This window comes from Pseudoduganella chitinolytica, from assembly GCF_029028125.1.
GTDB lineage: Bacteria > Pseudomonadota > Gammaproteobacteria > Burkholderiales > Burkholderiaceae_D > Rugamonas > Rugamonas chitinolytica.
The window spans coordinates 5,092,432-5,107,554 of record NZ_CP119083.1; the positions used below are offsets into that span (position 1 = coordinate 5,092,432).

Below are 15,123 nucleotides of genomic sequence, written 5' to 3' on the forward strand. Positions count from 1 at the left end.
CGCCTCGGTCACGGGCTGGTCTGCGGGTCAAGCCCGCTCGGCCCGATGCCGCATCAAGCCGAGGATGGACCGGTGAAAGTCCTGCAGCACCATCCGCCCCCACAGGTCGCCATACAGCTTCAGCTGCGACTTGTTGAGGAAGCGCGTCGTCAACGTCAGCTCGGTGCCACCGTCCGCCGCGGGCGCGAGGTCGTAGCCGCCGTCCAGCACCGTGAAGTATTCGCCGCCCAGTTCCACATGCTCGTCCAGCGCGTCGCGCGGAATGCTGCCGGGCGGGATATGGAAGCGGTAGTGCATGGCACGGGGACGATCCCAGTGCGTGATCACCTCTTCGAAGCGCACGTTCTTTTCCCAGCGCGACACGCGCACCGCGCCGTCACCCGTGCCGCGCATGTCGGCCGCGATGGGCTTGGGCAGGCCGATCAGGTGGACGAACGCGAAGCCCAGTTCGACGGGCCGGATGCCGCGCACGTCGGCCAGCTGGTCGAATACCACTTCGGGTGGCGCCGCGATATGCATCGTCGTGGACACGAGCTGCTCGCTTTGCGCCGGCGGCAATGTCGCCTCGATGGGGCCGAGCAGCAGCGGCAGCAGCGCGAACGCCGAGACGGTGCCTTTATTGTCCAGCATGCGGCGATGCAGCCAGCCGGCCAGCACGCCGCCCAGCACGGCCGCAACGACAAACACGGGCAGCACCAGCACGATGCAGATCAGGCCTTCCAGCAACGTGGCGAACATTGCGACCAGGAACAGCAGCATCGCCTTGGCGGACACGGCGGCGTCGCGCCGGACGGTACTGCGCTCGCCGCGCGCGGCCACGAACACGGCCAATGCACCCAGCGAGAATGGCGTCGCCAGCAGGAACGCCTTCGACACGATACTGAACTCGCCGTGATCCCAGGCAAAGCCGATGCGCAGGCCCAGGCCGTACAGGACGCCGACCAGCAGCGGCCACAGCTTGCGCAAACGGGGAGAGTGAAAGAAGCGCTTCATGGCGGACAAAACCCGTATTGTCGCATTGACCAGCACAGATTAGTCCTTGCAATTTCGCACACCTGTGCTAAAGTTCGCCACATGAACACTTCCGCAAAAAGCGAAGCCACTTACGCGCTGATCGTCGACGCGGCCATGGAAATGGCCGCGGGCGAAGGCATCGGCAAGCTGTCGCTGGGCGAGCTGGCCAAGCGCACGGGCATCAGCAAGAGCGGCGTGTTTTCACGCGTGGGCTCGCTAGAAAGCCTGCAGGGCGCCGTGCTGGACGAGTATGACCGCCGCTTCGGCGAGGAGGTGTTCCTGCCGTCGCTGCAACAGCCCGCCGGCCTGCCCCGGCTGCAGACGCAGGTGATGCTGTGGCTGAAGAAGGTGACGGACGAAAGCACGCGCAATTCCTGCCTGTACACGGCGGGCGCGTTCGAGTTCGACGACCTGGAGGGGCCGCTGCGCGACCGCGTCGAGCAGGGTGTGGCGCGCTGGCGCGCGTCGTTGCGCAAGACCGTGCTGCAGGCGATGGAGGCGGGCCACCTGCGGCCGGACACGGATCCCGAACAGCTGGTGTTCGAGATCTACAGCCTGATCATCGGCGCGATGCACGACGTGCGCTTCCTGCGCGACCCGTCGGCACCGAAGCGCATGCAGAGGGCGTTCAACCGGCTGATCTCGACGTACAAGAGCTTCAACGAGATCGAATGAGAAGGGTCACGGGTGGCATGCCATCCGTTTTTTTGACACTGATTTCGCACGACTGTGCGAAATGGAGGCTGACATGAAACTGCTGTTGCTGGCGCTGCCCGTCATTTATGTCCTGGTTCACTACAGCGTAGCCGATCTGCTGCGCGCCATCCCCGACCGGAATGAAGATTTCGGCGACTTTTAACCCAAGGAGGAGACACCATGAGCACCCCCATCGATTTTTACTTTGACTTCGGCTCGCCCTACGCCTACTTCGCGGCAGCGCGTATCGACGCGCTGGCGGCCCGCCACGGCCGCACCGTGCGCTGGCGCCCCGTGCTGATCCTGGCGCTGTTCAAGGCCACCGGCGCCCTGCCGGCGCCGATGATCCCGCTGCGCGGCCCGTACGCCGAACGCGACACGGCGCGCACGGCGCAGCTGAACGGCATCGCCTATCGCCAGCCGGCCAACTTCCCGCAGCTGTTGCTGGCGGCGCCCCGCGCCACGCTGTGGATCGACACCGAATACGGCGCCGACAAGGCGGCCGCGTTCGCCCGCCGCTGCTTCGAGGCGTACTTCGCGGAAGGCGTGGATATCGGCCAGGACGACGAAGTGGTGCGGCTGGCGGAGGAACAGGGTGTCGATGGCGCGCGGCTGCGCGAAGCCATGCACGGCGCGGCCATCAAGGACCAGTTGCGCAAGGCGGGCGAGGAAGCGATCGCACGCGGCGTGTTCGGCGTGCCGTTCATGCTCGTGGATGGCGAACCGTTCTGGGGCTTCGACCGGTTCGACCAGATGGAGCGGTGGTTGACGCAGGCGGCCGCCGTGCCGGCCGCCGCCTGACGGTTTTACCGCCGGATTACTTCTTCTTCGCCGGCGCGGCCAGCAGCGGCACCAGGTACTTGCCGGTGACGCTGTCCGGATTGGCGGCCACCTCTTCCGGCGTGCCGGTCGCGATGATGCGCCCGCCGCCGGCGCCACCTTCCGGCCCCAGGTCGACGATCCAGTCCGCCGTCTTGATGACGTCCAGGTTGTGCTCGATGATGACGAGCGTGTTGCCCTGGTCGCGCAGGCGGTGGATCACCTTCAGCAGCAGGTCGATGTCGTGGAAGTGCAGGCCCGTCGTCGGCTCGTCCAGGATGTACAGCGTACGGCCCGTGTCGCGCTTGGACAGTTCCAGCGACAGCTTCACCCGCTGCGCCTCGCCACCCGACAGCGTGGTCGCGCTCTGGCCCAGCTTGATGTAGCCCAGGCCCACGTCCAGCAGCGTCTGCAGCTTGCGCGCGATCGTCGGCACGGGCTTGAAGAACTCGTGCGCATCCTCGACCGTCATCTCCAGCACTTCCGTGATGCTCTTGCCCTTGTAGTGCACTTCCAGCGTTTCGCGGTTGTAGCGCTTGCCGTGGCAGACGTCGCACGGCACGTACACGTCCGGCAGGAAGTGCATCTCCACCTTCAGCACGCCGTCGCCCTGGCACGCTTCGCAGCGGCCGCCCTTGACGTTGAACGAGAAGCGGCCCGCGCTGTAGCCCCGTTCCTTGGCCGTCGGCACCGTCGAGAACAGGTCGCGGATCGGCGTGAACACGCCCGTGTACGTGGCCGGGTTCGAGCGCGGCGTGCGGCCGATCGGCGCCTGGTCGACAGCGATGACCTTGTCGAAGTGTTCCAGGCCGCTGATCGAATCGTGCGGCGCCGGTTCCATCTGAGAGCCGTACAGGTGGCGCGACAGGGCCGGATACAGCGTGTCGTTGACCAGGGTCGACTTGCCCGAACCGGACACGCCCGTCACGCACGTCAGCAGGCCGACGGGCACCGTCAGCGTCTGGTTCTTCAGGTTGTTACCGGTCGCGCCCGTGATGACGAGCTGGCGGTTCGAATCGGCCGCATGGCGCTTCTTCGGCACCTCGATCTTCAGGGAGCCGTTCAGGTACTGGGCCGTCAGCGATTCCTTGTTTTTCAGGATGTCCTTCAGGGAGCCGGCCGCGATGACGTCGCCGCCATGCACGCCCGCGCCCTTGCCCATGTCGACAATGTAGTCGGCCGTGCGGATCGCATCCTCGTCATGTTCCACCACCAGCACGCTGTTGCCGATGTCGCGCAGGTGCTTCAGCGTTTCGATCAGGCGGTCGTTGTCGCGCTGGTGCAGGCCGATGGACGGCTCGTCCAGCACGTACATCACGCCCGTCAGGCCCGAACCGATCTGCGACGCCAGGCGGATACGCTGCGCCTCGCCACCGGAGAGCGTGTCGGCGGAACGGTCCAGCGACAGGTAGTCCAGGCCCACGTTGTTCAGGAAGGTCAGGCGTGACACGATTTCCTTGACGATCCGGTCGGCGATGTCGCGCTTGGCGCCCTTCAGTTTCAGCTGCTCGAAGAACGACAGCGTGTCGCGCAGCGGCTTCTCGGCGATCTCGTAGATGGCCTTTTCCTGCTTGCCGGTGCCGACCTTGACGTGACGCGCTTCCACGCGCAGGCGCGCGCCCGTGCATGTCGGGCACTTCTTCTCGTTGATGAACTTGGCCAGCTCTTCCTTCACGGCCATCGAGTCCGTCTCGCGGTAGCGCCGCGCCAGGTTGTTCACGACGCCCTCGAACGTGTGTTCCTTGAGGACCGTGCGGCCGCGCTCGTTGACGTACGTGAACGGCACCGTGTTCTTGCCGGACCCGTGCAGCACGACGTTCTGCGCGGCGGCCGGCAGTTTCTCGAACGGCAAGTCCAGGTCGAAGTCGTAGTGGCTCGCCAGGCTGGACAGCATCTGATAGTAAAACTGGTTGCGACGGTCCCAGCCCTTCACGGCGCCGGACGCCAGCGACAGGTTCGGGAACGCGACGATCCGCTTCGGATCGAAGAACTCGATGTGGCCCAGGCCGTCGCACTCGGGGCACGCGCCCATCGGGTTGTTGAACGAGAACAGGCGCGGCTCCAGTTCCTGCAGCGAGTAGCCGCACGAGGTGCACGCGAATTTGTTGGAGTAGACGTGCTCGACGCCCGTGTCCATCTCATACGCCACCGCGCGGCCGTCGGCCAGGCGCAGCGCCGTCTCGAAGCTCTCGGCCAGGCGCTGCTTCAGTTCCGGATTGACCTTGATGCGGTCGATGACGACGTCGATGGTGTGCTTTTCCGTCTTCTTCAGCTTCGGCAGGTCTTCCACTTCATAGATCTTGGCATCGTGCGTGCCGCTCTGCACGCGGAAGCGCACGAAGCCCTGCGCCTGCATGGCCTCGAACAGGTCGACGTGCTCGCCCTTGCGGTTGGCGACGACGGGCGCCATGATCATCAACTTGGTGCCCTCGGGCATGCCCAGCACGGCATCGACCATCTGCGACACCGACTGCGCCGACAGCGCATGGTCCGGGTGGTTGATGCAGTAGGGCGTGCCGACGCGCGCATACAGCAGGCGCAGGTAGTCGTGGATCTCCGTCACGGTGCCGACGGTCGAGCGCGGGTTGTGCGACGTGGCCTTCTGTTCGATGGAGATGGCGGGCGACAGGCCTTCGATCAGGTCCACGTCCGGCTTTTCCATCAGCTGCAGGAACTGGCGCGCGTAGGCCGACAGCGACTCGACATAGCGGCGCTGGCCCTCGGCATACAGCGTATCAAACGCCAGCGACGACTTGCCGGAGCCGGACAAGCCCGTGATGACGATCAGCTTGTTCCGCGGCAGATCGAGGTTGATGTTCTTCAGATTATGCGTACGCGCGCCGCGAATGCGGATTTCTTCCATGTATGTGCCTTGAATGTGCTGAACGTGTGCGAACTGGTGTACCAACGGTGTGCCAACTGCAGTGGGGGCCGGAACGGCCAATGCCGCGCTTGCGGCGCGGCGGTCGGTCAACCCGCAACTATAACGAGGTTCGGAAAACGATGCTGTGGGGATGCTTGAAACGTGATGCCCGGGTGCGTGCCGGCGTTGCCGGCCGATGCCACCTGCCGTGCCGCCATGGGGCGGCCTGCGCGGCTGTCCACCATAGTTGCTGCCGAACACCGGTTTTTCAAGTGCCGCACTCGCTCGTGACCCGTCTTTGACACGGATCAGCCCAAATTCAACCGAACACTGTATATAATACCAGTATTCGTCTCCGAGCGCGCTGGTGACGATCCGAAAAAATCCTGGCGCGCTGCATGGGCCGGGTATGCCGCTGCCAGGCGCGCTGGCATATAATCGTCCTTTGGTAAAAATTCACGCAGGAGTACTACATGGCATCTGTCAATAAAGTCATCATCGTCGGCAACCTGGGCCGCGACCCGGAGATCCGCTACATGCCGAGCGGCGATGCGATCGCCAATATTGCCGTTGCCACGTCGTTCCGCAGCAAGGACAAGAACACGGGCGAGCAGAAGGAAACCACCGAGTGGCACCGCATCTCGTTCTTCGGCCGCCTGGCCGAGATCGTCGGCCAGTACCTGAAGAAGGGCTCGTCGGTCTACGTCGAAGGCCGCCTGCAGACGCGCAAGTACACGGACAAGGACGGCGTCGAGAAGTACGCCACCGACATCATTGCGCAGGAAATGCAGATGCTGGGCGGCCGCCAGGGCATGGGCGGCGGTGACGGCATGGGCATGGGTGGTGGCGACGACATGGGCATGGGCGGCGGCGGTTACGACGCGCCACCGAGCCGCCCGGCACCGCGCCCGCAGCAGTCGGCTCCGGCACCTCGTCCGGCACCGAAGCCTGCGCCTAATTTCTCGGATATGGATGACGATATTCCGTTCTAAGGACCCACCAGGTCGTAGTAGTAAACAAAGCCCTACAAGTTACTGATTTGTAGGGCTTTTTCTTGGATATTTCTTGGTCTGTGCCATGAAAGCGTTCTGGCTGAGCTAGCGCCGTGTCAAAATTTCTCGACTATAGGCGGCGGGCGATGTATCACGCCCAAGCGAAACGGCTCTAATATTCCGCATGCCGGCAATCTCATGAATCTACTTAATGTTCTTGTCCATATTTCCCTTTCCGTATGCGCAGACTTATTGCCCACAAAGTATATTGAACCAAGAGGGGCGGACACGGCATCGCTGGCCATCGATTTGGGGGGAGGGAGGTAATGGACTGCGTGCGACTCCGATCTGCCGTTTTTTCGCGGCGACCCCTGCGATCCTTAAGGTTTAATTTCCAAGGTCAGGCGAATCAATCGACTAGTTTCTGTTCGCTCAGATCGCCGGAATGCGTCGCCGGCGACTATGTATTTCGATGCCCCGATTCCCGGATGTCCCAGCAGGTTGGTGAACGCGACACGGAGACCAGCCTTAGAATTGAGCCGAAACACGGCGTACGCATCCAGATCCCTCTGCACGCCTGAGTAGCTATATAAACTTTCGGAGACTCGCGCGAGCCCTCCTCCACTGAAAGCGAAGCTAGCACCAGCCTTAATCCCGCCTCCTTTTCCGACATAGTCCAACCCTATCGCACCGGAAAATGGAATCTGAGCATCGAGCCTATTTGCTGGGCCGGGAACTGAGCGTACTCGCGACCAGTTGCGCGAAAGACTAAGCCGGCCATCCACTGCTGGGGCGTTAGCCAATATCATCCGCAACGGCCCCTTTACTTCTATCTCCAGGCTTTCAATTGATGCCTTATCGTTGTTGCTTTGAACTAACGTCCATCGTCCGCCTTGTCGCAGAATGTCTCGTCGAACTACGTCGTCTATCCTCCGGCTGGACGCAGATAAACTCAGCAGCGCATTATCCGTCCAGTAGTGCTCGTAGGATAGATCGAAACCTAGCGCAACCTCCGGCTTCAGGAACGGATTACCAATATAGTCCGGCGAAACTGGACTATTAATCAGCGACCGCCTGCGGCGGGGGATAAGGCTCTCAAGAGAAGCGTCCTTAAACGTACGGCTTAAAGACCCGCGGAATTGTGATCTGGTGCCTGGAACCTTATACAATGTATGAACAATCGGACTCCACACCCTGCTGTGCTGTCCTAAAGTATCAAAGTCAGTACCTCGGCTACTGGTGCGCAAGCCCTCCCATCGCAGCCCGAAGTACGACGAGAAGTGTTCACTGATCGTCCAGTCATCCTGACCATAGAAAGCAAGCCGGCTTATAGAAACACGAAAACGGTCGGTCTCACTCTCCAATTGTTCAGACCGCTCCGACCTGGCATAGTCCTCGTCACGGCGACTTGTGCTGAGTTCCCAGCCTGTCGAAAGCACGTGACCCAGGTGAGGCCGCGTCCTGATCTTACCCGACGACGTAACACCACGCTCGCGCGTTTTCGACAGAACTTCCCGTTGCAGGCGGGCGGTATCCGATGCATAACCAACTTGTCGTACTATTTGCTGACCGAGCGAACCGTTCAGTCCAACTTTAACTTCTAACAGCCCCAGGCCATCCGGTTGTGTCGACCTGACTATGTTTGTTCGCAACGTCTTATAGTGCGTGATACTGTCGGAAGATTTACTATCAAACTGGTACCTTTCGCCGATCAGGTCGTTCGCTATGCCCTGGCCATGAACATGTATATCGCTAATAGTCGCGAAGCTTTCTGATGTAAGCGTCCCACCCTTATCGAGGTTCCAAGACACACGCGGAACAATATTCAATCCCTTGTTATGACCTCTATCACGTTCCGAAAGTAGCCGCAAGCCAACCAATTCATTCGCTTGGGAAGTCTCATCCTCAGTAGAGCTAGTGAATCGATCATATGTCTGTTGAAATGCCGAGGTGCTCAAGGAGTAGGCATCCCGACCGACTCGGTCAGATACCAACGAGTTCAGATTAGCCCATCGGGAAAAATGGCTGCGCCCCACTCCCACACGGAGCTCCTGCAGATTAGGCTTCACAGCCCTCTTCAGTACGATGTTGATTGTCCCTGCAATTGATTGAGTACTTAAATCAGCGGCGGCTCCCCGAATGATTTCTATACGTTCAACGGATGCTGGTTGAACCTGATCAAGAGAAAAGCCCGACGGAGCCCGCTCACCGTTTACCAGAATCTGCGTATACCCATTCCCCAGTCCTCGCAACCTGACGTCTCCGCCGCCGCGTACCGTTACACCAGGCACGCGCTTCAGTGTCTCTGTAATGATTGGATCGCCATATCGGCTAATTTCGTTACCGGTAATTACCACTTTAGACGCCGTGTCGTCTCTTCTCGGATCGAAAGAAGCGGTGGAAGCCACGATCTCAACTGTTTGCAGGGCACTCTGTTCTGCTGCCTTTACTGGTTCATCCTGTACTTTCGCGACATAGTTGCCCGAGACTGCGGACTGTTCTGGAGAATTCGCTGGCTTGGTTACTACTAAACTGGGAGCTACGGCAGCGAGAGACAACCAAATCGAAATAATCTTCATTTCTGTAAATTTCTAATGTTCAAAAGAGCCAAAGGCGCAAGCATACAGGCGTCTTGATTGCAGCTTGCAGGCGATCAATGTTGAGTTTGCCCCCCCAAGTAAACGCTGCCGCAGGCTACACCAGTAAAACCGAGGCGGCCGAAATTCTTTTAACACAAATCCTGCCAAACGCTCAACTATACATCGGCCGAAAATACGTGCAGCTGTAATATTTAGCAGTTGTGCCGCTGAGAATAATATGAGTTATATAAATTGAAAAAAGCAAGTAAAAATTTCTTGGTTAATCTCGTATATGCAGACATTATCTCGCCGCGGCCCATTGATAAAACTGGAAACGTCCAAAGCTATCATTTGGTAAGCCGCCCTTAACTTCTAAAATGAAAGGTAACTATGCAGATCGTTGAGCGAATTTTGGCGAAAGTTGTTGGTAAAGAGCTGAGCGCCGAAGAAGTAGCGAAGGTTTCCGGAGGCCACACCGGTAAGGAATGCCCTGAAGGCACCATGCAAACAGTACATTCCGGCGAAAAACCCACCGGTTGCGATAAAGGCTAAGTCTCGTGCCCCAGCCTGCGCTGGGGCATTACACGTATGAACAAAAATATCTTGATCATTACTCTGCGGGACGACAGTCACGTAGATGCAGTGGTATGGGGCCTAACAAGGCTCGGCCATAATACGGTCGTTTGGTATTGGGAGGACTTTCCAAAGCTCGACACTGCATCTCTCTGTATAGATAGCAAAGGTGAGGTAAAGGTGAGCCTGTGCCTGGGGGGAAACCTGGTAGAAGGCCCGCTGCAGTCTATTTGGATACGTCGACAGGGGCGCCCCGTTCCGGCAACCCGCACACATCCGCATGACGTTTGGGTGGTGCAACGTGAGTCCGAAGACTTCATACAGAACATTCTGCCGTTACTCGGTGACGAAAACACCCTATGGATCAATAGCATGGAAGCTGAGAGGGCTGCCAATTCGAAAGCTGCACAGTTGATCGCGGCCGCTAAAACAGGTATCAAGATCCCGTCCACGCTAATGAGTAATGAGCCAACAAGGATCAGGCAATTTGTCGAAGAAAACCGCTACCTCTCCATCTTCAAGGGATTCTGCCCCGCAGTATGGAACAACGACGACGGTTCACGCACAGTAATGCGTACGTCACTGATCACCACCGACATCATCGCTACTGACTTTTCACTTTCCGCGTGCCCAGGAATCTATCAGCCGTATTGTGAGAAACAGTATGAGCTACGTGTAACTCGCATTTTAGACAGGTTGTTCATTGCAAAAATCGACAGCCAAAGTCGTGGCTTTAGTGTTGACTGGAGGTTTGATGACTTCAATCCAGAACAAAACGTAAAGCGCCACTGCATATCACCCGAATGGGAATCAAAAATAATGGCAGTGTTTGATGCTCTTAAGCTGCAGTTTGGCTGTATGGACTTGATAGTTACGCCTGAGAACGATTTAATATTCCTCGAGGTGAACAGCGCTGGTCAGTTCTTATGGAAGGAAATTTCTGATTCCAGTTTGGAACTGCTGGACGCCTTCTGCTCGGCCCTTGGGACCCACAAAGTCGGTAACGGCAACCCTGCGTTAATCAACCTAGCAGGTTACCTTGCGGACTATTACGCCCGCGACGAAGCCGCTCAGAGTTAACCATCCAGCGTAAGAGACTAGTGATTGATCAGCTATATCGTGCCGAAGTGTACCAAGCCCGTCGCGAGAGTGTAGGAAGCAACTCCTTAGAGCTGGGCGGAAGCCATCTCTTTTCTTATTGCATGCTAGTAATTGCAGCCCTCTGTCTTACATATATATTGATGTACCGTCCGTCTTCCGGCGTTACCATTACTGGGCGCACAGTTAGTGCTATGGAAGTATATTCTCTAGGTTTGCCCCCGGCGGAACGTATGGGTTCGCCGATACAGCGGCAGCTAGCTATAGACGTGATTCGGCCAACCTGGCGCCACTGAGCAAGGCGAATGGACCAGTTGGAACTCTGATGCCGGGGATCGAAGCTAATGTCGGTCGTTATGTAATTTCGCAAACTATGCTATTTCCGAAATCTCATCCTCAGCATATTGTGTCGATTCTCATACCTAATGCCGGAGATCCCGGCCCCCTGCTAAACCTAGGCCGTCGGGTAGGACTAAGCACAGACAGTGAGAATGGTACATCTTTCAGCATGGGGCTGGTCATTGCTGTTGAAGAATGTGGACCGTTCAGTAGCGCGGCTTGGAATTCGCCGTGTGGTGTTCACTCGGGAAGATTGATAATGGTGAGGATTGCAAATAGCGTGGCCCGGGAAAAGCCCGTTCTGGGGAAAGTCGATTTGCGAACTGGTTATTTAGGGCCATCGCTTCTTGAGGTGCTGGCGGAGAGATTACATGCCGATCACTAGGTTGTTGGGGTGGATCAAAGATCGCTACGCAGAAAGAAAGACACCAACTGTCCTTCAGGACGAAGCTGTTGAGTGCGGAATTGCCTGCTTGGTGATGATATTAGGGTACCATGGTTACCGGACAGACCTTACGAAAATACGTCAGCGATTCTCGATCAGCATGCGCGGTGTAACGCTTAAGGCGATTATGGACCTGGCAAGTGAATTCCAGTTACAGGGGCGCGCCGCCCGTGTGGAGATGGGCGATTTGATGAATCTCCAGTTCCCATGTATCGTACATTGGAATCTTAATCATTTCGTAGTGTTAAAGCGCGTACGCAGCTGCCGACGACGCAAGTGCTTAATTTTTGATATTAATGATCCCGCATTGGGCAATATCCAGGTGGTCGAGCAAAGTTTCTCGCGGAGCTTCACGGGTGTAGTTCTCGAATTGTCGCCAAGGCCTGGTTTTGTTGCAAGGAACGAACGTCAAAGGATAAGCCTATACGATCTCGTGCGAAATCTGCCGCGGATCAAGTCAACCGTGGTTAGTGTATTCGCACTAGCGGCTTGCCTGGAAGTGGCTTCGCTTTTTACTCCGGTTGTAGTTCAAATAATTGTCGACGAAGCTGTAAGAGATGATAGGCCCGACCTACTCAGTACCTTATTTATCGCTGCGGCACTCCTGCTAGTCATTCAGCTGATCCTCACTTCTTTACGTTCGAAAACTGTAATCATACTGGGATCAAGACTAAATCTGCACCTGTCTACTAATCTCTTCAGACATGTCTTAGCTCTACCGTTCTCTTACTTCGAGAAACGTAGACTTAGTGACGTTTTGAGTCGGTTACATTCGATGACATCGTTGAAGGAGGTACTGTCTGCGGGCCTTATTGAAGCGGTGCTGGATGGGCTATTTTCCATCGTAGTCATTTTCGTGATGCTGACCTACGATGTTTGGTTGGCAACAATTGTCCTTAGCTCAGCCATTATTTATGCGCTGTACCGCGCCGCCGGGTACCGATCTCTCCTGAGGTTAAATGAAGAACTTTTGCAGGCGGACGCGGCGCAACAGAATTTTCTTCAGGAATCTATAAGAGGCCTTCAGACAATCAAGCTGTTCGGGAAACAAGCTGATCGGTTCGAGCACTGGCGAGCTTTACTCATATGCACAATCAATAAGCAAAATTTAGTTGGAACCGCCAATGTGTCTTTCGCATTTGTTGGGAAGATAATATTGGGCGCAGAAAATTTAATTATACTTTATTCGGGCATCTCGCTGTTAATTGATGAACGTATCTCGATAGGGATGCTGTATGCGTTTTTAGCTTACAAAGCGATGTTTTCCACGAGAGCGTATGCCATGGTTGATAAGTTATCCGTACTTCATCTCGTTAAGCTGCATACTAACAGACTAAGTGACGTAATGTTGACGCCACTTAACGGATTAACGACGTTAAAACATCAGGAGGGCATTGATGTGGCTGCGGTGAAATTTGTTGACGTCAGTTTTCGCTACTCGTCGTTGGATCCTTGGGTATTGAAAAACGTGAACGTAACAATCAGAGTGAGTTCGTGGCGCTGACAGGCACCTCAGGATGCGGAAAAACCACTTTTCTGAAGCTATTATGCGGTATGCTTGAACCAACGGAAGGCACCATTCTAATATTCGGCAAGCCGATTTCCATCGATGAGAAAAACCAGGCAATCGGACATATTGCTACCGTTTTGCAGGAGGATACGCTATTTGCAGGCACCTTGGAGCAAAACATATCGTTTTTTGACAAGAAGGACGAGTCAGATCGGGTTGTGGACTGCGCCAAAATGGCCTCCATTCATGAGGATATTGTGGCCATGCCGATGGGCTATCAAACATTGGTTGGTGATATTGGTACCTCATTGTCTGGTGGTCAAAAGCAGCGCCTCATGCTTGCGAGAGCGTTTTACAAGAGGTCGGAAATATTGGTCTTGGACGAAGCGACGAGTCATCTGGATTTGCATAACGAGTCACGCGTCAATTTTTCAATCGAGCAGGCAAACGTTACGCGCATCATTGCAGCGCATAGGAAAGAGACCATCGATACGGCACGTCGAGTCCTAAAGTTTGAAAATGGTACTATCGTTGCGGATTTCCATAACGATCATTCCGGTATGATGCTAAGGTGAGATCGGATGAACTCACTATCCTATCTTTCAGGTATTGCCAACGGTATGTTAGCACTCGTTTTCTGCCTTTCCGCTGTTGGACGATGGCCGGCGCGAAAAACTGTAGAATATCGTGCATATGTGCGTCCTGGCGTGGAATTTGTATTCGGCTACCTGCTTATTTTTGGCGTGAATTTGTGGTTAAGCAAGTTTATAGCGTTGTACTCGCTCATCATATCTGTCGCTGGCCTGATTTACGGCATTTTCTACGCCAAAAAGAAGCCGTGCAAATGCTTTGGTGGCCTATCCAATCATGTAGAGGGCTATATCGTACCGCTGCGCTGCGTGATGGTGGTATCTGCGGTCGCCGTTCTTGTACATGGTGAATCCGCGAATGATGACCTCAGAGTGATTGGGGAGCTCTACGCGGCATTTTTCGGGAACTGCATTATTCTGTTCGGTTTAAAGCATGTTAATAGTCCAAAGTCATTGCAGGGCGCGTCTACGAGACGGTATCCTGAGATCGGGGACCTGGTTTTTCGCCCGGGATTGGCAAGGAAGAAGTTGTCAGTCGCAGATCTTGTCAAGAGTGACGGTGAATTACTCATTCTGGTCGTTTCCAAAGGCTGTGAACCTTGCAATGCAATGAAACGCGAGGCGCTGGCGCTTCGAGGGGCCGGTCTGTTACCGATGCCGATATGGTTTCTTCCAGATGGCGCGGGTGATGGCTGTGATCCTGAGAATACGCTGATAGATGAAGAGTGCAGTCTCTCGAATGTGCTGGGAATCCGCGTGTTTCCGTCGTTGCTGCATGTCGGAGAAAAAGCTGAGCTGAGTTCGCCTATTGCCGCCGGTATAGATGCTGGTCGACAGCTGTTGTATGAATTAATATTAAAACAGTCCGCGCCGCGACCCCCAGTTGCAGTACACCCGAACGGCAGCGACGTAAGTCCCTGCCGCGCCGCATCGGTCTAAGTTTATGCAAATCGCGGTCTACGCTGTAAATCCCTACGCTGACACGTGGCGGTTACTCCGCCCGACGCAGTGCCGCACCTGCGCGTTTCAGCCCCATCAGACAGCCAGCTCGGGCCGGCAGGACCCGTATGTTCTGCCAGTCGCGTAGGCTGAATTCGCCCGCGTCACGTGCTCAGAGGACATCGGGTCGAGATGGGCGGCGGTTCTTCGAGGAAGCCGGCGGCAACGACATCCTCAAGATCACGGGCAACCGCCTGTTCTCGAATGTGACGCTGAGCGCGGACAAGGTCAAGGTCAACATCGACAGCGGCGACCTGATCATCAACCTGGTCGACCGCGACACGTCGTACGCGAAGATGACGGTGCACGACTACAGCCATGTCACGATTGCCGCACTCGACCTGGTCGACGCAAGCGGCGGCACGGTCGCGCACTTGGCCTTCAGCGACCTCGTCGCCCAGGCCGAGCACGGCGCGGACCCGTACGCGATGGCGTCGGTGTGGACGGCGGACCGGTTGGCGACGTTCTCGCACCTGGTGACCGACGCCTTGGCGGGAAATAGTGCCACACTCGTGGGGGTGCAAACGGCTTGATGCCGGCGGCAGGCCGAACCATTTCCCCCCACTCTCCACTCACCTGCGTAATTCCCCGCGCGGGTGGGGCCGA

12 protein-coding genes are annotated in these 15,123 nt (G+C 56.7%); 9 read left to right on the forward strand and 3 right to left on the reverse strand.

Annotated elements, in window-relative coordinates:
- Window positions 1-27: 27 nt before the first annotated feature.
- A complete protein-coding gene (locus tag PX653_RS22685) occupies window positions 28-993 on the reverse strand; it encodes an SRPBCC family protein (RefSeq protein ID WP_277414952.1) in 966 nt (321 codons plus the stop codon).
- Between the two features lie 81 nt (window positions 994-1,074).
- On the opposite strand from PX653_RS22685, the gene PX653_RS22690 reads away from it, so the two are divergent.
- Together PX653_RS22690 and PX653_RS22695 are read left to right on the forward strand one after the other, a co-directional pair.
- Entirely contained in the window at window positions 1,075-1,689 is a 615-nt protein-coding gene (locus PX653_RS22690; RefSeq protein ID WP_277414953.1) for a TetR/AcrR family transcriptional regulator, read from the forward strand.
- Window positions 1,690-1,890: 201 nt separating this feature from the next.
- Complete coding sequence (locus PX653_RS22695; protein WP_277414954.1) at window positions 1,891-2,511, forward strand: 2-hydroxychromene-2-carboxylate isomerase; 621 nt, start codon at window positions 1,891-1,893, stop codon at window positions 2,509-2,511.
- A 16-nt stretch (window positions 2,512-2,527) separates the two neighbouring features.
- Here PX653_RS22695 and uvrA read toward each other — a convergent pair whose 3' ends face one another.
- Complete coding sequence (gene uvrA, locus PX653_RS22700; protein WP_277414955.1) at window positions 2,528-5,392, reverse strand: excinuclease ABC subunit UvrA; 2,865 nt, start codon at window positions 5,390-5,392, stop codon at window positions 2,528-2,530.
- Window positions 5,393-5,865: 473 nt separating this feature from the next.
- Here uvrA and ssb point away from each other — a divergent pair, with 473 nt between their 5' ends.
- On the forward strand, window positions 5,866-6,384 hold the full coding sequence (ssb, locus tag PX653_RS22705; protein WP_107139709.1) for a single-stranded DNA-binding protein: 519 nt from the start codon (window positions 5,866-5,868) through the stop codon (window positions 6,382-6,384).
- 380 nt (window positions 6,385-6,764) lie between these two features.
- On the opposite strand, the gene PX653_RS22710 is transcribed toward ssb, so the two are convergent.
- Complete coding sequence (locus PX653_RS22710) at window positions 6,765-8,963, reverse strand: TonB-dependent receptor plug domain-containing protein (protein ID WP_277414956.1); 2,199 nt, start codon at window positions 8,961-8,963, stop codon at window positions 6,765-6,767.
- 390 nt (window positions 8,964-9,353) lie between these two features.
- On the opposite strand from PX653_RS22710, the gene PX653_RS22715 reads away from it, so the two are divergent.
- The 6 genes from PX653_RS22715 to PX653_RS22740 all read left to right on the forward strand — a co-directional run bounded on the left by PX653_RS22715 (window position 9,354) and on the right by PX653_RS22740 (window position 15,050).
- Window positions 9,354-9,515, forward strand: coding sequence for a hypothetical protein (locus tag PX653_RS22715; protein WP_277414957.1), 162 nt, complete (start codon window positions 9,354-9,356; stop codon window positions 9,513-9,515).
- Window positions 9,516-9,551: 36 nt separating this feature from the next.
- Entirely contained in the window at window positions 9,552-10,616 is a 1,065-nt protein-coding gene (locus PX653_RS22720) for an ATP-grasp domain-containing protein (RefSeq protein WP_277414958.1), read from the forward strand.
- Between the two features lie 728 nt (window positions 10,617-11,344).
- Window positions 11,345-12,922 (forward strand): peptidase domain-containing ABC transporter, encoded by a 1,578-nt coding sequence (locus PX653_RS22725; RefSeq protein WP_277414959.1) that lies wholly within the window; start codon window positions 11,345-11,347, stop codon window positions 12,920-12,922.
- Entirely contained in the window at window positions 12,913-13,503 is a 591-nt protein-coding gene (locus PX653_RS22730; protein WP_277414960.1) for an ATP-binding cassette domain-containing protein, read from the forward strand. Before PX653_RS22725 ends, PX653_RS22730 begins: the two co-directional genes overlap by 10 nt.
- Before the next feature lie 6 nt (window positions 13,504-13,509).
- Window positions 13,510-14,457 (forward strand): MauE/DoxX family redox-associated membrane protein, encoded by a 948-nt coding sequence (locus tag PX653_RS22735; protein ID WP_277414961.1) that lies wholly within the window; start codon window positions 13,510-13,512, stop codon window positions 14,455-14,457.
- A 128-nt stretch (window positions 14,458-14,585) separates the two neighbouring features.
- Entirely contained in the window at window positions 14,586-15,050 is a 465-nt protein-coding gene (locus tag PX653_RS22740) for a hypothetical protein (protein WP_277414962.1), read from the forward strand.
- The last annotated feature ends 73 nt before the right edge of the window (window positions 15,051-15,123 follow it).

Excerpts from the sequence above, each read along its gene's own strand:
- PX653_RS22685 (WP_277414952.1), bottom strand. The coding sequence starts at position 993 with ATGAAGCGCTTCTTTCACTCTCCCCGTTTGCGCAAGCTGTGGCCGCTG.
- PX653_RS22690 (WP_277414953.1), top strand. The coding sequence starts at position 1,075 with ATGAACACTTCCGCAAAAAGCGAAGCCACTTACGCGCTGATCGTCGAC.
- PX653_RS22695 (WP_277414954.1), top strand. The coding sequence starts at position 1,891 with ATGAGCACCCCCATCGATTTTTACTTTGACTTCGGCTCGCCCTACGCC.
- uvrA (WP_277414955.1), bottom strand. The coding sequence starts at position 5,392 with ATGGAAGAAATCCGCATTCGCGGCGCGCGTACGCATAATCTGAAGAAC.
- ssb (WP_107139709.1), top strand. The coding sequence starts at position 5,866 with ATGGCATCTGTCAATAAAGTCATCATCGTCGGCAACCTGGGCCGCGAC.
- PX653_RS22710 (WP_277414956.1), bottom strand. The coding sequence starts at position 8,963 with ATGAAGATTATTTCGATTTGGTTGTCTCTCGCTGCCGTAGCTCCCAGT.
- PX653_RS22715 (WP_277414957.1), top strand. The coding sequence starts at position 9,354 with ATGCAGATCGTTGAGCGAATTTTGGCGAAAGTTGTTGGTAAAGAGCTG.
- PX653_RS22720 (WP_277414958.1), top strand. The coding sequence starts at position 9,552 with ATGAACAAAAATATCTTGATCATTACTCTGCGGGACGACAGTCACGTA.
- PX653_RS22725 (WP_277414959.1), top strand. The coding sequence starts at position 11,345 with ATGCCGATCACTAGGTTGTTGGGGTGGATCAAAGATCGCTACGCAGAA.
- PX653_RS22735 (WP_277414961.1), top strand. The coding sequence starts at position 13,510 with ATGAACTCACTATCCTATCTTTCAGGTATTGCCAACGGTATGTTAGCA.
- PX653_RS22740 (WP_277414962.1), top strand. The coding sequence starts at position 14,586 with ATGTTCTGCCAGTCGCGTAGGCTGAATTCGCCCGCGTCACGTGCTCAG.